The 20,177-nt window shown below is 45.4% G+C and carries 16 protein-coding genes and 1 other annotated feature; all 16 genes read right to left on the reverse strand.

What is annotated here, in order from left to right:
• Positions 1–6 precede the first annotated feature (6 nt).
• The 16 genes from KHZ77_RS08215 to KHZ77_RS08290 all read right to left on the reverse strand — a co-directional run bounded on the left by KHZ77_RS08215 (position 7) and on the right by KHZ77_RS08290 (position 20,066).
• Positions 7–1,518 (reverse strand): acetyl-CoA hydrolase/transferase family protein, encoded by a 1,512-nt coding sequence (locus KHZ77_RS08215; RefSeq protein WP_295197744.1) that lies wholly within the window; start codon positions 1,516–1,518, stop codon positions 7–9.
• A gap of 227 nt (positions 1,519–1,745) precedes the next feature.
• Entirely contained in the window at positions 1,746–3,032 is a 1,287-nt protein-coding gene (locus KHZ77_RS08220; protein ID WP_295197746.1) for an O-antigen ligase family protein, read from the reverse strand.
• A 12-nt stretch (positions 3,033–3,044) separates the two neighbouring features.
• Positions 3,045–4,331 (reverse strand): folylpolyglutamate synthase/dihydrofolate synthase family protein, encoded by a 1,287-nt coding sequence (locus tag KHZ77_RS08225; protein ID WP_295197748.1) that lies wholly within the window; start codon positions 4,329–4,331, stop codon positions 3,045–3,047.
• Positions 4,332–4,354: 23 nt separating this feature from the next.
• The gene (locus tag KHZ77_RS08230) at positions 4,355–7,012 is read right to left on the reverse strand and encodes a valine--tRNA ligase (RefSeq protein WP_295197750.1); all 2,658 of its coding nucleotides are present in this window, start codon (positions 7,010–7,012) and stop codon (positions 4,355–4,357) included.
• Positions 7,013–7,053: 41 nt separating this feature from the next.
• Positions 7,054–7,265, reverse strand: a binding site (T-box leader).
• Positions 7,266–7,393: 128 nt separating this feature from the next.
• A complete protein-coding gene (gene tatC / locus KHZ77_RS08235; protein WP_366664946.1) occupies positions 7,394–8,338 on the reverse strand; it encodes a twin-arginine translocase subunit TatC in 945 nt (314 codons plus the stop codon).
• A 3-nt stretch (positions 8,339–8,341) separates the two neighbouring features.
• Positions 8,342–9,313: a polyprenyl synthetase family protein gene (locus KHZ77_RS08240; protein ID WP_295197754.1), complete on the reverse strand. Its 972-nt coding sequence runs from the start codon at positions 9,311–9,313 to the stop codon at positions 8,342–8,344.
• On the reverse strand, positions 9,310–10,002 hold the full coding sequence (gene yihA, locus KHZ77_RS08245; protein ID WP_295197757.1) for a ribosome biogenesis GTP-binding protein YihA/YsxC: 693 nt from the start codon (positions 10,000–10,002) through the stop codon (positions 9,310–9,312). Before yihA ends, KHZ77_RS08240 begins: the two co-directional genes overlap by 4 nt.
• Positions 9,999–12,311, reverse strand: coding sequence for an endopeptidase La (lon, locus tag KHZ77_RS08250; RefSeq protein WP_295197760.1), 2,313 nt, complete (start codon positions 12,309–12,311; stop codon positions 9,999–10,001). The genes yihA and lon overlap by 4 nt, the downstream gene beginning before the upstream one ends.
• 95 nt (positions 12,312–12,406) lie before the next feature.
• Positions 12,407–13,636 (reverse strand): ATP-dependent protease ATP-binding subunit ClpX, encoded by a 1,230-nt coding sequence (clpX, locus tag KHZ77_RS08255; protein WP_295197764.1) that lies wholly within the window; start codon positions 13,634–13,636, stop codon positions 12,407–12,409.
• A 21-nt stretch (positions 13,637–13,657) separates the two neighbouring features.
• The gene (clpP, locus tag KHZ77_RS08260; RefSeq protein WP_295197843.1) at positions 13,658–14,251 is read right to left on the reverse strand and encodes an ATP-dependent Clp endopeptidase proteolytic subunit ClpP; all 594 of its coding nucleotides are present in this window, start codon (positions 14,249–14,251) and stop codon (positions 13,658–13,660) included.
• Between the two features lie 57 nt (positions 14,252–14,308).
• Positions 14,309–15,619: a trigger factor gene (tig, locus tag KHZ77_RS08265; protein ID WP_295197766.1), complete on the reverse strand. Its 1,311-nt coding sequence runs from the start codon at positions 15,617–15,619 to the stop codon at positions 14,309–14,311.
• Between the two features lie 281 nt (positions 15,620–15,900).
• Positions 15,901–16,371 carry a CBS domain-containing protein gene (locus KHZ77_RS08270; protein WP_295197769.1) on the reverse strand — a complete coding sequence of 157 codons (471 nt, stop codon included), beginning with the start codon at positions 16,369–16,371 and terminating at the stop codon, positions 15,901–15,903.
• Between the two features lie 244 nt (positions 16,372–16,615).
• Entirely contained in the window at positions 16,616–17,629 is a 1,014-nt protein-coding gene (locus KHZ77_RS08275; RefSeq protein WP_295197772.1) for a hypothetical protein, read from the reverse strand.
• Between the two features lie 14 nt (positions 17,630–17,643).
• A complete protein-coding gene (gene rlmH / locus KHZ77_RS08280; RefSeq protein ID WP_295197775.1) occupies positions 17,644–18,120 on the reverse strand; it encodes a 23S rRNA (pseudouridine(1915)-N(3))-methyltransferase RlmH in 477 nt (158 codons plus the stop codon).
• A 3-nt stretch (positions 18,121–18,123) separates the two neighbouring features.
• Positions 18,124–19,233, reverse strand: coding sequence for a trypsin-like peptidase domain-containing protein (locus KHZ77_RS08285; protein WP_295197777.1), 1,110 nt, complete (start codon positions 19,231–19,233; stop codon positions 18,124–18,126).
• Positions 19,234–19,262: 29 nt separating this feature from the next.
• Positions 19,263–20,066, reverse strand: coding sequence for an MBL fold metallo-hydrolase (locus KHZ77_RS08290; protein WP_295197780.1), 804 nt, complete (start codon positions 20,064–20,066; stop codon positions 19,263–19,265).
• Positions 20,067–20,177 lie beyond the last annotated feature (111 nt).

Genomic DNA, 20,177 nt, shown 5'->3' on the forward strand with positions numbered 1-20,177 from the left:
ATCCTCCTAATCGTGCTGCAATTTCATGGTTCCTGTTTCTTTATAACGCTTATGCCAGGAGAGTGCTTCGTCCAGAAGAATCGGGGTATGGGCGTTCTTCGTTTCCGCAATAGCACGCTCTAAGTAATCTTCCAGCATGTCTTTATAATCAGGATGCGCACAATTCTTAATAATAAGACGCGCTCTTTCGATTGGTGCCAACCCTCTCACGTCGGCTATACCCTGCTCCGTGCAAAATACCATTACATCGTGTTCCGTATGGTCAATGTGTGAACAGAACGGAACGATGGAACTGATATCTCCATTTTTTGCAACAGAACTGGTACAGAAAATCGAAATGTACGCATTGCGTGCGAAGTCGCCGGACCCTCCAATGCCGTTCATCATACGGCTCCCCATAATATGAGTGGAGTTTACATTGCCGAAAATATCGAACTCGATGGCCGTATTCATGGCAATAACGCCCAGACGACGGGCAATCTCAGGATTGTTGGATACTTCCTGAGGTCTTAAAATAATTTTTTTAGAATACTCATCTATATTTTCATAGAAGCGCTTCAAGCCGGCCGGTGATGGCGATAAGGAAGTACCTGAGCAAACCTCAACCTTCCCTTCATCAATCAGGTCCAACATACCGTCTTGAATAACTTCCGTATAGATTGACAAGTTAGTAAAGGAGCTGTGTGCCAACCCGCTGATAACCGCATTGGCTACAGAACCTACGCCGGATTGTAACGGCAATAAGTTCTTAGGCAGGCGACCTGCCTCAATTTCTCCTTCGAAGAAATGAATCAAATGCTGACTCATGGCCCGTGCATCGTCATCGATAGGCGCTAAATCGCGCGTTCCGTCAGGAATATCGGAATACACAATGGCTACAATTTTTTCCGGATCGCATGGAATATATGGTGTACCGATGCGATTGCCCGCTGCATAGATCGGAATCGGTTGACGATGTGGCGGATCCTGCAGTTCATAAATATCGTGCATGCCCATGAGTTTCATGTCCTGCACTTCGTTAATTTCAACAATTACTTTCTTTGCATGGCTTACATAGGTCGTCGAGTTACCTACGGCTGTAGTCGGTACGATACCGCCATCTTCGCGAACGCAAACCGCCTCAATAATCGCTACGTCGCATTCACCTAAGAAACCATAGCGCACTTGCTGCGCCATATGGCTCAAATGAAAATCGCTGTACAGTACTTTGCCCGAGTTAATCGCATTACGCAAATCGTTATGTGTTTGATACGGATAACGGCGGTGAAGACCGTCAACGCGGGTTAACGCACCGTCAATCTCATCGCCCAGTGATGCACCGGACCAAACGTCGATCTTAAATGGTTCCTTTTCCATACGTTTTGCCAATGCCAATGGAACAACTTTAGGATAACCTGATGGCGTAAACCCACTAACACCAACTCTGTCATTAGGGTTGATAAGCAAAGCGGCCTCGTCAGCACTCATAATTTTCGACTTCAAAAACTCACTTTGTACACGCTCGTGGATATTGGTCATCGTTTAAATCCTCCTTTAAATGTTACGAACTAACGTTATAACTATAACTAAGTTGATGATTATACTTTCTATATCTATTTGTAAAACTTTATTTCAAAAAATTCGTAGTTTCACACATAGACATATACATTACAATTAATTCGACAAATAATGGAAAAATCCTCTTTTATATTAACCTTTACCTATGCTTATAACTTATAAGTAACGCCTTGACAAAAGGCATTTTATTAATTACGAGCCTCCAACTTCTCATGTTCTCGCACTTCTTTTTCATCCGTACTCACCTTATCAAACTTATAAGCGTAGAGTACCGCTGAAGCCCAGCCGAGAATCTGCCAGAAAATAACCGACATCTGATGGCTGTACAAGTCGTGATCGGAGAAGCCGCTTACAGTAACGCCCACAACAACGGCGCAAATACCGTATTTTACAATATTGCTGATTGTGGCGCGCGGCAAGCGCAAGGCGTGTACGGCATGGCCATAAATGGCCGCAAAAAAGAATAATGCACCGGGTATACCGATTTCCGCCAACACGTTGAGGAACATGTTGTGCGCGTGATAAATAATCACGTGCGGTGCCTGAATGTAGTAATTATAATGGGGATACTCAAACTTAAACGCATCCCAGCCGATGCCGAGGATTGGGAAATCTGCAATCATGTAGGTCGTACTGTCCCACAAGGCCCAGCGCAAACTGGCCGATGTGTCAGTCCCGTTAAACAGGGACCACAAGCGGGACGCCACCTCTCCATGATAGCCGAACAGAATGATGGGAACGACCAGCAATGACAATAAGAGTCTGCGGTCTACCGCAATCCCCCAATAAATGATTACGGCCATAAAACTGAGCCAAATACCTCGTGAATAAGTCAGTGTCATGCAAACTAAGAATAGCAGACAGGCCGGCACCATCCAGGCCAGAAGTCGCCAACGCTTCTCCCGAAGCCCCTGAAACACACCGGTGCCTCCCACCGATAAAACAATCAGCAAGTACTGCCCCAATAAATTCGGATTTTGCAAGGTGGAAAACATGCGTCGTTTCAACAGCGGAAAATGTTCCGCATCCACCCACTGACTTAATAATTCCATCGTAATGGTCATATATTGATATATGCCCACTACGCAAACCAGAACGGCCGCCACCATGAGTAGTCGTAAAAAGATGCGCCACTGATGGGGCTCCCTCAAATAACGATACGTAAGAAAATAAACAGCACCGTACATCCCCACGTTATAGAGCCAGCTGAGCGAACTCATTAGCGGCTCCGACGATGCTAAAGACGATAATAAGCTCCAGCCCATAAATCCCAGCACACACCACTGTAACCAGGAGACAGGCTTTGACAAAGGAGCAAATCGTACAGTATCCACCACACTCAAAATAAGTGCGGCCACCACCAATATATCGCCGCCCAAGGGATATAAAGGCATAACAAGAACAATCGCATAGAGCAGCTTAGTAATAAGCTGTCTAAGTCCCTCTCTCTTGTTATTAATGATTACATCCGTCATAAAATATATCCTTTACTGCACATTGTGAAGCGCTGTCTTCAACCAGGCTTTCGCTTCACCTAATATATACAAGGAACCTGCTACTGCAATTATATCATTATGACCTGTAACTTTCATAGCTTCAGACAATCCGTCCCCTACAGACTGCATCGGTATACCTCGTCCAATTGCCCGGGCCAGCTCTTCCGGCTCACTGCTGCGCGGTGTTGGCGCAGGCACAGTAAACACAGTGTCGTCAGATTTTACCAAGTAGCCGATCATGCTGTCCACTTCTTTATCCTTTAAAATGGCCATTACCATCGTCTTAGGCGTTGTACCGTACCACGCACGATAGGTCTCATCAAAGGCTTCTGCGCCGTCGCGATTATGTGCTCCGTCAAAGATAAAGATACGGTCCAAAGCCTGTACCACTTCAAAGCGCCCCGGCCAAACAGTCTTGCGAATACCTTCGTAAACTGCTTCATCCGTAATGGCACTATCTGTTTCCTGCAACACTTTCAGAGCCCCCAAGGCACACACCAGATTGGCACTTTGATATACGCCGCGCAAGGCCGTAATAAACGGACGATCATAGCCGGCAACGGTAATAGATTGTCCCGCATCAGTATGACTAACCTCTTTAATCACGGACGGCACATCGATAATACGAATCGGGGATTTCTTAGATTCCGCCGTTTTCGTAATCACATCCAGCGCTTCACCGGTGGCTGTAGTTACAACCGGACGGCCCGGCTTAATAATCCCTGCCTTATGCGTGGCAATTTCCGGGATAGTGCGGCCGCAATAGGCCTGATGGTCAATGGTTACATTCGTAATCACCGCCACTTCCGGCATAACCACATTCGTAGAGTCCAATAAACCGCCCAGGCCTACTTCCACTACGGCATAATCAACGCCGGCCTCTTTAAAGCAAAGGAATCCCATAGCCGTCAACAATTCGAATTGAGTCGGACTTTCCATACCGGTGGCCACCAACTTGGCTACTGCGGGCTGAATCGTCTCCACCAGCTTAATGAATGTGTCATCGCATATATCTGCACCGTCAATGCAAAAACGTTCCGTATAACGCGCCAAGTGAGGCGATGTAAATCGCCCCACTCTGTATCCGCTTTCAGTCAATGCGCTTGCTATAAAGGAGGTAACGGAGCCCTTGCCGTTTGTGCCCGTTACATGCACAATTTTGTAGGCTTTTTCAGGATTACCCAGCGCCTGAAGAAGACGCTCAATGCGCTCCAGGCCCGGTTTAATTCCGAAAGAAGCACTCTGTTCCAAATAGGCTATCGCCTCTTCATAAGTCATGAACAGTCCTCCCTTACACTCTCTTATAAAGTTTTAAGGAACTCTTCGCGTTCCGCTACTGCCTGTTGTTTCTGTTTATATTCAGCCAATTTAGCCTGTTCTTTTTCCACAACGGCCGCAGGTGCTTTCGCAACGAAGCCCGGATTGTTTAATTTACCTTCCAAGCGGGCTACTTCTTTAGCCAAAGTTTCTTTTTCTTTGGTCAAACGTTCGCGTTCTTTCGTTACGTCGATCAAGTCTTTGAGCAATAAGTAGGCTTCCAGACCGTTCACTACAGTTACAGTAGCGTTTTCAGGTTTTGCCGCATCTGCATCCAAAATAGTTACATCGTCAGCCCAGCAGAGAGTCTTGAAGTAATCCTGGTGTTCAGCTACAACCGGACGCAAGGATTCGTCGGTTACTGCAAGGATAACCGGACTCTTCTTGCCCATAGCTACGTTCATTTCCGCACGCATGTTACGGATACCTTTAATGGCATCCATCATTACAGTCATCTGAGCGGCAGCTGCGCTTTGATCGCCGAATGGCAATGCTTCAGGCCATGGAGCCACTACGATGCTTTCCCCTTCATGAGGCAAGTGCTGCCAAATGTGTTCTGTTACGAACGGCATGAATGGATGTAACAATTCCAACATCTGACGAAGAATGGTTACCAATACATACTGTGCTACTGCACGGTCACGGCCGCCTTCTTTGTTGTACAAACGTGGCTTAGCCAATTCGATGTACCAGTCGCAATAGCTGTTCCAGATGAAGTCGTATACGCCGGCAGCCGCTTCGCCCAATTCGAATTTATCAAGATTTGCTGTAATCGTGCTTACCGCTTTATTGTAGCTTTCGATAATCCAGCGGTCAGCCAATGTTAATTCAGCTTCTTCAGGAACGAATGCAGGATCGTAATTATCCAAGTTCATAAGTACGAATTTTGCCGCATTCCAAATTTTATTGGCAAAGTTGCGGTTCGCTTCCACACGTTCCATGTAGAAACGCATGTCGTTACCAGGCGTGTTGCCTGTTACCAAAGTGAAGCGCAATGCGTCGGCACCGTATTCGTTGATTACATCAAGAGGGTTGATACCGTTGCCCAAGGATTTACTCATCTTACGGCCCTGGCTATCGCGAACGAGGCCATGAATAAATACATGTTTGAATGGAATTTCTTTTTCAAATTCGAGACCCATGAAAATCATGCGGGCTACCCAGAAGAAAATAATGTCATAACCGGTTACCATTACGCTGGTTGGGTACCATTGTTCTAATTCCTTGGTCTGTTCAGGCCAGCCCATAGTGGCAAATGGCCATAAAGCGGAGCTGAACCAAGTATCAAGAACGTCTTCTTCCTGATGTACATGGCCGCCGCATTTAGGACATACAGTAACATCTTCTTTGGATACGATAACTTCTCCACAATCATCGCAATACCAGGCAGGGATACGATGGCCCCACCAGAGCTGACGGGAAATACACCAGTCGCGAATATTTTCCAACCAGTTTGTATAGGTCTTAGTGAAGCGTTCCGGTACAAACTCGATGTCTTTATCTTTAACAACCTCTAATGCCGGTTTAGCAAGAGGTTCCATTTTTACGAACCACTGTTTCGATACGAGCGGTTCTACGATAGTGTTACAGCGGGAGCAGTGACCTACGCTGTGATCATGTTCTTCGATTTTTTCAAGGAGGCCCTGTTCTTTAAGTTCTGCCACTACTTGTTTACGAGCTGCTTCGCGAGTCATACCTTCGAAATGACCGGCTTCTCCGTTCATGGTAGCGTCAAGATTCATAACTACGATAGATTCCAAGTTATGACGCTGTCCCATTTCAAAGTCGTTAGGGTCATGAGCCGGTGTAATTTTTACGCAGCCTGTACCGAATTCAGGGTCTACATATTCATCGGCAATAACAGGAATTTCGCGGTTTACGAATGGCAACAATAATGTCTTGCCGATAATATCTTTATAACGATCATCTTCAGGGTTTACCGCTACGGCCACGTCGCCGAACATTGTTTCCGGACGAGTTGTAGCAACCGTTACAAAGCGGCCTTCTTCGCCCACTACCGGATATTTGATGAACCATAAGTGACCTGCTTCATCGCTATGTTCTACTTCAATATCGCTCAGTACTGTATGACAGCTTGGACACCAGTTGGCAATGCGTTCGCCGCGATAGATAAGACCTTTTTCATAAAGGCTTACGAATACTTCGCGAACAGCTTTATAGTAACCTTCGTCCAAAGTAAAACGTTCGCGGGTCCAGTCGCAGGATGCGCCTAAGCTGCGAATCTGTTTTACGATGGTGCTGCCGTATTCTTCTTTCCATTTCCAAACGCGTTTTACGAACTCTTCACGGCCCAAATCATAACGAGTTTTGCCTTCTGTTTCTTTCAGATTCTGTTCAACTTTTACTTGTGTAGCAATCCCTGCATGGTCAGTGCCCGGCATCCACAATACATTGTATCCCTGCATGCGTTTAAAACGGATGAGAATATCCTGTAAAGTGTTGTCCAACGCATGGCCCATGTGAAGCTGGCCGGTTACGTTAGGTGGTGGCAATACAATACTGAAAGGCTTTTTACTTTTATCTACTTCTTCATGGAAGTAACCTTGTTTTTCCCAAAATTCATACCAATGTTGTTCAATCTCGCCGGGGTTATAAGTCGTTAAGTTTTCAAATTCACTCATTTTGACGTCCTCCTCTAAACATATAAAAAAGCCCTCTCGTCCATTAGGACGAAAGGGCTCAACTTCCGCGGTACCACCTAGATTATTGCCGGTGCAATCACTCATTACCTTTAACGGAGTTAACCGGAATCAACTACTATGAGTTCATCGATTCAGCTCAGAGGCTACCCTTCTCGTATTCCGTGTACCGCTCTCACCTTACCGGTACTCTCTGCAACGTGTTCGGAGAATTTTTCCTCGTCCTTGCTTTTCTTCTATATTGTATATGATAGCTAAACCGATAGATTCTGTCAATTAAGTTTTTATTATTACCGATCACGCCGTACATACCATGCGTTCCGTAATTTTCATTAACAATCGCTACCTGCTATCAATTCAATTTTACTTTTTCATGACTACCCGCACAAGGAATAAGCTGATCTCATAAAGGAGCATCATCGGCAAGGCAATCATGGTCTGTGAAAATGCATCCGGTGTAGGAGAAATGAAGCCCCCTACAACGAAGGCGATAAATATAAAGAACTTGCGCTTTGTCTTCAGGAACTTCGAGCTGATCAAGTTAAACTTGGCCAAGATAATCATGGCGATAGGCAGCTCGAAAATGAAGCCGAAAGGCAGCACAAAGGCAATAACAAAATCTAAATACTGACCGATGGAGAACAGTGGTTGTAATTCATCGGTAGCGAAGCCGATAAAGAATTTTATGGCTACCGGCAACACCAGGAAATAGGAAAACATAATACCTACGAGAAATAGAAATATAGATAATGGCAAAAACCAATTGGTAATACGTTTTTCCTTTGATGTCAGTGCCGGGATGACGAAGGCCCACAATTCATAGAGCCATACGGGACTGGCCAATATAATGCCGGCCACGAAAGCTACCTTCATATACGTAAAGAAAGCTTCTGTAGGTCGCATATAATATAAAGTTCCTGCCGGTGCTACTAAAACGGCGAGAATCTCATCTACATAGTAATAGGCCCCACAAAAACCAACTAAAATAGCGACAACACTTATGATAATTCGCTTGCGCAGCTCACTTAAATGGCCCACCAGCGACATAGCTTTGCTTTCTTCCATAATTTGCGCTTCCAGAGGAGTATAGTTAGCCTCCACCGTCGTTGTACTTACTTCCGCCGGCACATTGGTACCGGAATTTTCAGCATCGTTTAGCGATTCGGATGCATCTTGACTGTTGCCGCCGTCCGCCGGATTCTGTTGCTCACGACGGGCCGCTTCCAGCCGCTTCTTATGAGCAATCACACTATTTAAAGAAGGTTTTCGTTTCGGGTCATTAAAATTTCTTACCTGAAACGATTGCATAGATTATACCTTTCTATGAGCCAAGGAGTTTAATACATCATACAACATGCCCTTACCGTCAAACTCAGGCAAAGCATCCAGTGCTTCGCCGGCCTGCTTGCGATACGTCGCCTCCAATTCAAGAGTGCGCGCTACGCCGCCATGCTCCACAACATATTGAATCAATTCGTCCTGTGCAGCCCCATTGGCAATCTCGTGCACAGACTTAATCAGCTGTTCTTTATTCTCATCAGTAACTACCGATAATAAAGGATAGGTTATCAACCCTTCCCGCAAATCCTTGCCTACAGGTTTCCCGGTTGTGTCCGATGTGGCACTGTAATCCATAATATCATCAGTAATTTGGAATACCATCCCCAGGCCATGTCCATAGCGTTTCAACAACGCAATGTCATCTGCCTGCCAATGGCCTAAAATACCGCCCAGTTCCATACAGGCTTCAATGAAATCGGCAGTTTTTTTCTGCGTTTTCGCCAAATAGCGGTCAATCCCCTGATCGACTTTAAACACATCTTCCATCTGCATAAATTCCCCTTCTACCAGGGACGTTATGATAAAGGAAAATGCCTTTAAGCATGCCACGTTGCCCACATCAGCTACAATGTCAAAGGCTTTGGCAAACAGATAGTCACCGCTCAGGATGGCTACTTTGTTCCCCTTACTGCAATGAATGGCCGGTACGCCGCGGCGCACTGCCGCCTGGTCCAACACATCATCGTGAATCAATGTGGCTAAATGAAGCATTTCTATGGCCGCCGCAATCGGGATGCGCTCGTGGCGCTCCGACTTGCCGGCAATGGCAATCAACAAGGCCAGACGGGCCCGGAGGCGTTTGCCCCCGGCCGCCGACAATGGCCGAATTAACTCATTGAAATCATCTGAACCGGTCTGTAAGGACTTTGCCAAATATGTTTCCACCTCTACGAGGTCGGTCATCACTTGTGCAAGAATTTGCTCATCTCTTTCCAAACTCATTCATCTTCTCCCAAAATTACCTGATTAATACGGGCCAATAACAATTCACGCCCCGTATGCTTTAAAGAACTGTAAAAGATAGGCGGATTTTCCGTAGAAAACTGCTCTTTAATCTGCTTTAAGCTCTGCTGGCGCTCTTTATTATTCAGCTTATCCGTTTTAGTTACAACAATTTGTAGCGGCACGCCTGCGTCCCTTAACCAATTAAAGGCTTCCTGATCAATAGGCAGGTCAGGATGACGAGCATCTACTAATAAACATAGTAACATAAGACGGTCAGATTTTAAAATATAATCTGCAATAAAAGATGACCAAATGTTGCGGTTCCCCTTATCAGTCTTCGCGAATCCATAACCGGGTAAGTCCACCAAAAACCATTCATAACGGCGTTCTTCCTCTTCACTGATGTCCTCTTTGGACGTAATGTTGAAGAAGTTGATTGTCTTCGTTTTACCCGGCTGCCCGCTCACCAAAGCCAGCCCTCTGTGATTGCACAGGGAGTTGATCAACGATGATTTGCCCACATTGGAGCGTCCCAGGAATGCGATTTCCACCGTATCCCCTTCAGGATATTGGTCGGCACGCACCGCCGAAGCGACGTACTGAGAGGCAATAATGCGAGGACCCTTAGGCTCTTTACGCGTATAATTCGGTTTTGGCTGTCTTTGTGTCTGCTTCTTTTTCATCATTTTACAAACGCTCTTGCTAACACTTCGTCCATAGTTTTTACCGGAGTAATAATCAAGCCTTCCGTTACGGAAGTTGGCAATTCTTCAATATCCTTAATGTTGCCGTGAGGAATGAAGACTTCCTTAATGCCGTAGCGCAATGCGGCGAGAAGTTTTTCTTTCAAACCGCCGATTGGAAGCACTCGGCCGCGCAATGTAATTTCACCGGTCATAGCCAAATCGGAGCGAACCTTGCGATTCGTTAAGGCCGATACGATAGCCAATGTCATAGTAATACCTGCCGACGGACCGTCCTTAGGTGTAGCACCTTCCGGTAAATGTACATGAATATCCAAGGTCTTGTGGAAATCTTCAGCAATGCCCAATTCTTTCGCATTGTGGCGAATGTAGGACATGGCCGCCTGACCGGATTCCTGCATGACTTTGCCCAAGCTGCCGGTTAAGGACAACTTACCGGTACCTGCCATAGTGGTTGTTTCACAAGGAAGTACAACACCCCCTACGGAGGTCCATGCTAAACCGCATACAAGACCGACTTGTGCCGCTTTTTCACGTTCCTGTTCCAAATAGATTGGAGCGCCCAGGTAATGGGACAAGTTGCGTACGGTCACCTTAGGTGTAGTTTCTGCACCGCCAACCACTTCGAATGCCACCTTGCGGAGGATTTTAGCGATTGTTTTTTCTAAGGTACGAACGCCCGCTTCGCGAGTGTATTCGGAAATTACTTTGCGGAGCACCGCATCGGATAATTTTACCCCTTTGCCGGTTAAACCGTTTTTCTTAATTTGTTTCGGCACTAAGTAGCGCTTCGCAATTTCCAGTTTCTCGTCTTCCATGTAGCTGGACAGTTCAATCACTTCCATACGGTCCATAAGTGGTCCCGGAATGTTGCCCGGTACGTTGGCCGTAGTAATCCAGAATACATCGGAAAAGTCGAACGGCAATTCAATGAAGTGATCACTGAAGGATTTATTTTGTTCCGGATCCAATACTTCCAACAAAGCGGAAGACGGATCACCTTTATAATCGGATGCTAATTTGTCAATTTCGTCCAATAGGAATACAGGATTTCGTGTACCTGCATTCTTAAGTCCCTGAATCATGCGGCCTGGCAATGCACCGATGTAGGTACGACGATGACCGCGAATTTCAGCTTCATCGCGTACGCCGCCCAAGGAGGCGCGGATGAACTTACGATTCATGGATTTCGCAATGGATGTGGCCAAGGATGTTTTACCAACCCCCGGAGGTCCTACGAGACAAAGAATAGAACCGCTTTGGGCATCGGACAGTTTGCGCACTGCCAAGAATTCCAAAATACGTTCCTTAACTTTCTTAAGTCCGTAATGATCTTCATCTAAAATGCGAGCCGCTTCGTTAATGTCGAGGCGGTCTTCGGTTTCCTCGCTCCAAGGCAAGCTCAATACCCAGTCCAGATAGTTGCGCAGAATGTTAGCTTCCGGCATCATGGACGGCATGCGGCTGTAGCGGGAAATTTCCTTGTCGATGCGCTCGCGAATTTCGTCGGACACATCGAGCTTGCGCAATTGTTCGCGCAATTCCTGTGCTTCTTCATCAGGATCAGATTTGTCGCCCAATTCGTTGTGAATTACGCGGATTTTTTCACGAAGGAAGTATTCCTTCTGTGCCTTTTCCATCTGCTGACGCACTTGGTTGTTAATGGAGTTCTCCAAATCGGAAATTTGAAGTTCCATGTTTAATGCACCTACTACCATGTTCAAACGGCGCAGTACATTGAGTTCGCTAAGGAAACTCTGGCGCGTTACCATTTCAGTCTGCAAGAACTGCACGATCTGGTCCGCTGTTTCCGACGGATCGGTACGCTCCATAACGCGACGAATTTCGTCGTCAGTTACTAATTTAGTTTCTTCCGCCCATTTAATAAAGTTGGATTGTGCCAAGCGGCGATACGCTTCGGTTTCCACTTTATCGTCATATACAGGGACTAATGTTTCCATAGTCGCTTCGTAGTATACCGGCCCCTCTTCGATACGCACCACTTTAGCGCGGGTAATCCCTTCTACTAAAATGCGCACCAATCCGCCCGGCAGGCGAAGCATCTGTTTTATTTTAACGATTGTACCTACTTCGGCGATTTCGTCCTTTGTAGGGTTCTCGATTTCATCGTCAATCTGCGCGGAGACTGCTAACAAGCGATCATTCGCCATAGCCTCTTCCACGGCCCTAATTGATTTGTCACGTCCGATTTCCAGACGCACTTCTACTATTGGAAATACTACCATACCGCGTAGGGGCACTAAGGGTAGGCAAAATGTGGTCTCACTCATATAGACTCCTTTCCCAAATTTATATTTATAAAAAGAAACTCATTCCCGAAGAAATGAGTTTCTTAAACTTACAATTAATTCGTGCCTTTAAGGGCTCACTCATTCTTGAGTAACGGCTCTGCTGTGCCCTTCACAGCAGCACGGGTAATTATACATGTTTTAATGTCTTCTTGCGAAGGTATATCGTACATAACCCGCTTCATAACTTTCTCAATAATCGAGCGAAGTCCGCGGGCACCGGTGTTGCGTTTCATCGCCAACGTAGCAATTTCGTCCAACGCTTCATCTTCGAATACGAGGTTAACGTCTTCGAGGGAGAGCATCTTCTGATATTGTTTTACCAGCGCATTGCGAGGCTCGGTCAAAATCTTAATCAAACCGTCTTTATCCAGCGGATCAAGCGTTACCATAACCGGTAAACGACCGATGAATTCAGGGATTAAGCCGAACTTTTGCAAATCTTCCGGCACTACTTCTTTCAAAATAGCGGATATATCTTTTTCTTCCTGCTTCTGAATGTCTGCGCCGAAACCTAATGTTTTCTTTGCAGTACGTTTGGAAATTACTTTTTCCAAGCCGTCAAAAGCACCGCCGCAGATGAACAGAATGTTGGTCGTATCAATCTGAATGAGTTCCTGGTGCGGATGCTTACGTCCACCTTGTGGTGGCACCGATGCCACAGTACCTTCTAAAATCTTTAAAAGGGCCTGCTGCACACCTTCACCGGATACGTCGCGCGTAATGGAAGGGTTTTCCGATTTACGGGCAATTTTATCGATCTCATCGATATAGATAATACCGCGTTCCGCCTTTTCTACATCATAGTCGGCAGCCTGGATAAGTTTTAAGAGAATGTTTTCCACATCCTCGCCTACATAGCCGGCTTCAGTCAAACTGGTGGCATCAGCCATGGCAAACGGTACTTCCAAGTACTTCGCCAATGTCTGCGCCAATAAAGTTTTACCGCTGCCTGTAGGGCCAATGAACAATACGTTGGCTTTCTGGAGTTCCACATCGTCAACCGTATTATTCACCTGCAGTCGTTTATAGTGATTATAAACGGCTACGGCCAAGGAAATCTTGGCTTCATCCTGTCCAATTACATATTCATCCAAATATGCTTTTATTTCATGAGGCGTAGGCACATGGGACAGGGCAAAGCCACTGTCCCCACTGTTGCCTAATTCTTCCTCAATAATATTCTGGCAAACTTCGATACATTCATCACAAATATATACGTTCGGACCTGCTACTAATTTTCGAACTTCATCGCTCGTACGTCCGCAGAAACTGCAACGCAACGTTTCTTTTTCGTCTTTTTTCAAGCCTAGTCCTCCTAGTTATCATTATTTACTAATTGATAACGGCCGTTCTAGCACTTCATCAATTAAACCATATGCTACGGCATCTTGTGCACTCATGAAGTTGTCACGATCAGTGTCCGCTTTGATGCGTTCAATGTCTTGACCGCTGTGAGAAGCGATGATGCCATTTAATTCTTCACGCATACGTAAAATTTCACGGGCATGAATTTCAATTTCCGTAGCCTGACCTTGTACACCGCCCAATGGTTGGTGAATCATAACGCGCGCATGTGGAAGGGCATAACGTTTGCCTTTCGCACCGGCAGTTAAGAGCACGGCACCCATACTTGCGGCGGAGCCGACACAGATGGTGGACACATCAGGTTTGATGTACTGCATTGTATCATAAATAGCCATACCTGCAGTTACAACACCGCCGGGACTATTAATGTATAAATGAATGTCTTTGTCAGGATCTTCGGCCTCTAAGAATAACAACTGGGCAATAACGAGATTGGCCACTTCGTCATTAATAGGACCGCCTAAAAATACGATTCTATCTTTTAATAAACGGGAATAAATATCATAGGAGCGCTCGCCGCGTCCACTTTGTTCTACCACGATTGGTACGTACATATCATACACCTCATGTCCATGTACCATGATGGCTCTTCCCTTTATATGTAGCTATAATTATTCAGCTTTAGGAGCTTCGTTACCTTTAGCGTTTGCAACGATGAAACCGGCAGCTTTTTTACGTGCTACAGAGTTAGCCAACATAGACACACGGCCTTCTTTAGCAATAACGTTCCAAACTTCTTTTGGATCTGCGCCGAATTGGTTAGCCATTGTGAATACTTCCATGTTGAGGTCGTCAGGGGTAACTTCGATGTTTTCCGCCTTAGCGATAGCTTCTAACACGAGATCAGTACGCACGTTTTTAGCGGCACTTTCTTTGTATTCAGCTTTAAGACCGTCTAAAGTCTGGTTAGAGAATTTGAAATATTGGTCTAAGCTTAAACCGCGGCTTTCCATGTTCATGGAGAGTTCCTGGATCATTTGTTCCACACGTTCATCTACCATGATTTCAGGGATGTCTACAGTAGAAGCTTCTACAGCCTTCTGAACGAGTTCAGTAGCATAAGCGTCCATTACACGACGGTTTTTGTCTACTTCCATCTGTTTGCGAAGGTCTGCTTTTAATTCTTCGATTGTGTCATAGGAACTTGCTTCTTTAGCAAATTCGTCGTTTAATTCAGGAAGTTCTTTGCGTTTAATATCGTTGATATGAACTTTGAAGATTGCTTCCTTACCGGCTAATTCAGTGGCATGATATTCTTCAGGGAATGTCACTTTCACTTCTACGTCTTCACCGGCTGCATGACCGATTAACTGGTCTTCGAAGCCAGGGATGAAGTTACCGGAACCGATTTCCAATGGATAGGATTTAGCGGAACCGCCGGCAAAAGGTTTTTCGTCAACGAAACCATCATAGTCGATAACTGCGAAGTCGCCTTTTTCTACTTTAGCGCCTTCAGGAGCTACAACCATTTTAGCCTGTTGGTTACGGATATTGTCTAATTGTTCCTGAATTTCTTCTTCGGAAACAGTCATATCGCCTTTTTCGGCTTCTAAACCTTTGTATTCGCCAAGAGTTACTTCAGGGCGTTTTACAAAAGTAGCTTTGAATACTAAATCACTGCCTTCTGCAAATGTTACCTTTTCAATTTCAGGTTCGCTTACCGGAGTAAGTTCATTAGCACGAAGTGCTTCTTGGTATGCACGGCCTGCGATTGTTTCAAATGCTTCGTCAAGAATTGCTTCTTTACCGAAGTTCATTTCTAAAATACGGCGAGGTGCTTTACCTTTACGGAAACCAGGGATGTTAACTTGACCGGCAATACGTTTTACCGCCTGGTCAATGCCTTTTTTTACGTCCTTTGCAGGAACTTCAATTGTTAATGTTACCTTATGTTGATCAACAGGGGTTACAGTTGCATTCATGAAAATATGTCCTCCTTGAGGGCGATAGCCCAAAATCTGTTTTATTATATTGCATTCCTAATCTTATCATAAAATTTCATTGATTGCAATTTTCTACCGGAATTTACTAAATTTGTTAAAATTTCAATCAATTTATATAGTATGAAAATCATTTTTGCCGTGTTTTAACAGCGAATATGGGCTTGCCGAGTATATTTGGCAAACCCATATGTTTTATGTCAGTGTTCGTTTATTTATAAACCTGTTTGATTACTCAAACCTATCTTAAACTCACGTCTGTTCTATTCTTTACCTTCTCTACATTCTTTGGCAATAAGTTCTACTACGTCCTGACGACTGAAAACGCCGGTGACTACATTATTAGCGTCTACAACAGGCACTGTTTTCAAGTGTTTTTCCAGCATAGTGGCAACTACAACTTCCACCTCTTCGTCTCCGTGGCAGGTAATGACATCTTTCGTCATAAGTTCTTCTACGCGAACAGCCAGGAGTTTCTTGAAGGAAGCATTGTATTCGCCGATACCGCTGTAATAGATACTGGCCCCCAGTACGTTTACATAATGTGGAGCGTGAGGTCTTACTTTCTTATAGAGCAAGTCGCCTTCCGTAATAATGCCGATTAATTTGTCTTCGCCGTCCACTACGGTGATGGCATTGATTTTATACTTAACCATCAATTGAGCCGCTTCATTAATTGTAGTGTCTTTTGTAATTGTAATAGGATATTTATTCATAACTTCAGAAATTAACATATAATCTCCCCCTTCCGAAGTGAGTCAGCGTTAAATATCGGCTACAAACAATAATCAATGTATAGCTGCGACTTATAATTAGTATATAGGCAGTCCTAATAACTACCTATATATGTATAGTTAGACACGAGATATCAAATCTCCTTCTAAATTTTTTAAATTTTTCAAGAAATTTTTTAACTTTCGCTTCAGCTTTTTCCAACGCGGTTTTCTTCACTACATTACTTGCGTGGCGCTCTTAATTCTAACGGGCACCCTTCAGGAAAATGTACACAATGATGCCGATTAAAACGATGCCCAGCAAAATAGCGCTTACCATAATGCCTCGCTTGTTGCCGCCCTGGCCACCTTCTACGGTTTCCACCAAGTTGCCCTCTTCATCGTAATGATGACGATACTGGCCTTCCAAGTCTTCGTAATCCTTTACATCTTCTATGGTTTTCTTATACCTCTGTTCGGCAATGGCTCTGCGTCGATCCGCCGCCTGCTGTTCCATTTGATGGACCTGCAAATTCGTAACATCCACCTTCAACGCCCGAAGAAGACCTTCAATGAAAATGAGGCGTTTTTCCAACACGCTGTTCACTTCAAAGGTACGTTGCAGCCAGGACTGATAAATTGCCAGCTGTTCCCCATGTGCCGCCTGTTTCTGTGCTTCCCGCCGTAAAACCTCTTCCTCAGACAGTTCCGCATCAGTGCTGCCATCGGCCTGACTTCCGTCAGACGCAACTACATCACCGTTAGCCGCTACCGCTCCATCGCCGTCATTCGACGGGGCACCATTTTGGCCCATGCCCAATTCAGCGACTAAGGTTTCAATGATAACCTGCATATATTGGCTCAATGTAGTGAGCAACAAGTTGAACTCACCATTTTGTTTAATCAGTTCAATTTTTCGCTGATTAATATAGTTCGCTACGAAGCCGCCCTTTTCCAAGGTTTCAATCATATGCGATGCATCACCATAAGCGCCCAGAGCGGACAGCACGATGCGGTTGGAGTTCGCAATATCGCTTACACCGCGCTCAATCATATCCTTGCGCTCCGCCGCCAATTCCGACAATTCTTCAGAACTGTGCAGCGCATCGTATTTCGCCTTCAACTCCTCAATATACGCACCGTTTTCTTTAAATACATCTTGAGCCGTCTTAATCGAGCTGTTATATAATTCGTAAAACGCCTCCGAGCCTTTCAGTTGCTGTGTCTGCATTAAACGCTCCGGCAACGGCAATCCGAAAAAATCATTTTGATTCTCCAAACAAGTCATCCTCCTTACCAATGATATGGTTCGTTTTTATTTATTTTGCAAGCCCGATAAATTTGTTCCACTAACAATAATCGAACCATTTGATGTGTGAATGTCATAGGGCTGAACGAAAGTGCCAAGTCCGCCCGCTGACGCAAGTCCCGGGACACGCCGAAGGCTCCGCCGATGACGAAGGTCATCTCACTGATGCCGCTCACTTCCAGCTCGCTGATCTTAGCGGCCAGTTGTTCTGACGAAAGCATCTTACCCTTAACATCGAGAAGCACCACATAGGATTTATTGGTGAGCAGCTTTAAAATGCGGCCCCCTTCTTCCTCTACAATCGCTTCCCGTTGAGAGGCGCCTTGACTGCTCTGCTTACTTTCACTCACTTCCACGATGGTGGCACCGCCATAAACGGACAGGCGTTTCACAAATTCCGCCACACCGTCGCGTAAATAGGCAGTCTTAAGCTTGCCCACTGTAATTATCGTAAACTTCATGGCCTACTCCTTGTCAGGCATTGTGCCGAGAACAAGACTTACGCGGCGTTCCGTACCATTGCTTACAATCGTCAACTCCAATGTTTCCCCCGGTTTGTGGCTGTCGATGATTTGCTTCAATTCCACCAGGTTTGTCACCTGTTTTTCGCCGATAGCAATGATTACGTCCCCTTCGTTAATGTCCACGTTAGCCGCCGGACCGTCACCATATACCTTCGCTACAAGAAGTCCGTTCTGTTTTAAGTTAAAACCGTATTTAGCAGCCCCCACTTTGTCCAAGAGCCCCAAGCCTAAATAAGGTCGTACCACTTTGCCCTTTTCAATTAATTCTTTTACAATCGGCTTCACTTCGTTGATTGGAATGGAGAACCCCATACCTTCAATACCGGTCTGCGCAATCTTTTCACTGTTAATACCGATAACATCGCCATCCGCATTAACAAGAGCACCGCCGGAGTTGCCCGGATTGATAGCCGCATCAGTCTGAATGAGTGGGAAACGCTGTGTTTCCATATCTATCATGCGATGTAATGCACTGACTACGCCGGCCGTTACAGTACCTTGGAATTCAAGGCCCAGCGGATTGCCGATAGCAATAGCCGGTTCACCGACCTGCAAGCTGTCCGAGTCGCCTAAGGTAGCTACAGGTAAATCCCCTTTAGGTTCAATCTTAACAACAGCCAAGTCAGTGAGCGAATCCACGCCTACAATCGTACCCTGTTGCGATGTACCGTCAGACAGGGAAACGATAACTGAATTGTTAGTAGCCGGAGCCACTACATGATAGTTAGTAACGATATAGCCCTTTTTATCAATGATTACGCCGGAGCCTACGCCTTCACCAACTAAAACTTGTTGATTGAAGAAATCACGTTGGTATACCTTTGTCGTAATGCCTACAATGGAAGGGCCGGCCTTTTTAACCGCTTCTACAATGGCTGTATCGCGATTAGCTGTAAGCGGCACGTCCTTTTTGCCCCCTACGGACACAGTCTCCTGCGTCGTCTTCTGCGTAGCATTGAAAAAGTCTCTGGAAATGTAACCGCCTACACCACCTACAACAATGAGAATAATGGCAATAACTGCAATAATGTATCGTTTGTTTGAATTCATAATAAACCTCCATTCGTACTACGATAACATCAGTCTTGACGAATACTTACAATGTCTTTCGGTTGTCCGTGATAAACCTGCAAATCAGTCCCTACAGAAAGGCCTTCCTGTTCAAGTAACTTATTCAGTGTATGATTAACTACCGGTTCCGCATTATTCTTTTCCGACCGGTGTGCCATAACAACCTTCAGGTCTCGAGGGCGCTTCATCATCACCAACGCCCGTGCCGCACATTCATTACTCAAATGGCCTTCGTTACCGGCTACGCGGCGTTTCAACTCCGCCGGATAAGGTCCGTAACGAAGCATCTGCGGATCATAGTTTGCTTCCAGCACAAGTAAGTTGCTGTCATCCATATGTTTCAACATAGATTCCGACACAAAGCCTGTATCGGTCATAAATGTCACTTTACTATCGCCGCCGTAACAGCTGAGCCCGATAGGATCGATGGCGTCATGGCTGATTTTAAAAATATCCACCGCCAAATCGCCGATCGACAAGCTATTGCGGGTCAACTCGGTAAACTGTTTACTGTTCACCCCTTTGCGGCGAACAATTTCGCGCATAGTCCCGGTCTTCGTGTACACCGGCACATCGTACTGTTTCACCAGCTGCGCCAGGCCGTTCATGTGGTCCGTATGCTCATGAGTAATACAAATCCCGGTTAACTGCTCCGGTGTAAGGCCTACAGAACGGATTCCCTGCACAATACGGCGCGCACTAATTCCCGCGTCTACCAAGAGAACCGTGTTTTTATATACAATCAATGTGGCATTACCTTTACTGCCACTGGCCAGTACATGGACCGCCATTTTATTCAATGAATCTTCCACAATAACTCCAACTCTTTATCTATAACTTCTTTATCTATAACTTCTTTATCTAATAATTGCTCTTTTTATATGCGTAATCTTGTACAGCCGTGATGCCACGCATCTTCAATA

It is taken from the genome of Veillonella sp. (assembly GCF_018364065.1).
Classification (GTDB): domain Bacteria; phylum Bacillota; class Negativicutes; order Veillonellales; family Veillonellaceae; genus Veillonella_A.

Bases quoted from the DNA above. Each gene is read 5' to 3' on its own strand.
- KHZ77_RS08215 (WP_295197744.1), bottom strand. From the start codon at position 1,518: ATGACCAATATCCACGAGCGTGTACAAAGTGAGTTTTTGAAGTCGAAA.
- KHZ77_RS08220 (WP_295197746.1), bottom strand. From the start codon at position 3,032: ATGACGGATGTAATCATTAATAACAAGAGAGAGGGACTTAGACAGCTT.
- KHZ77_RS08225 (WP_295197748.1), bottom strand. From the start codon at position 4,331: ATGACTTATGAAGAGGCGATAGCCTATTTGGAACAGAGTGCTTCTTTC.
- KHZ77_RS08230 (WP_295197750.1), bottom strand. From the start codon at position 7,012: ATGAGTGAATTTGAAAACTTAACGACTTATAACCCCGGCGAGATTGAA.
- tatC (WP_366664946.1), bottom strand. From the start codon at position 8,338: ATGCAATCGTTTCAGGTAAGAAATTTTAATGACCCGAAACGAAAACCT.
- KHZ77_RS08240 (WP_295197754.1), bottom strand. From the start codon at position 9,313: ATGAGTTTGGAAAGAGATGAGCAAATTCTTGCACAAGTGATGACCGAC.
- yihA (WP_295197757.1), bottom strand. From the start codon at position 10,002: ATGATGAAAAAGAAGCAGACACAAAGACAGCCAAAACCGAATTATACG.
- lon (WP_295197760.1), bottom strand. From the start codon at position 12,311: ATGAGTGAGACCACATTTTGCCTACCCTTAGTGCCCCTACGCGGTATG.
- clpP (WP_295197843.1), bottom strand. From the start codon at position 14,251: ATGTACGTACCAATCGTGGTAGAACAAAGTGGACGCGGCGAGCGCTCC.
- tig (WP_295197766.1), bottom strand. From the start codon at position 15,619: ATGAATGCAACTGTAACCCCTGTTGATCAACATAAGGTAACATTAACA.
- KHZ77_RS08270 (WP_295197769.1), bottom strand. From the start codon at position 16,371: ATGTTAATTTCTGAAGTTATGAATAAATATCCTATTACAATTACAAAA.
- rlmH (WP_295197775.1), bottom strand. From the start codon at position 18,120: ATGAAGTTTACGATAATTACAGTGGGCAAGCTTAAGACTGCCTATTTA.
- KHZ77_RS08285 (WP_295197777.1), bottom strand. From the start codon at position 19,233: ATGAATTCAAACAAACGATACATTATTGCAGTTATTGCCATTATTCTC.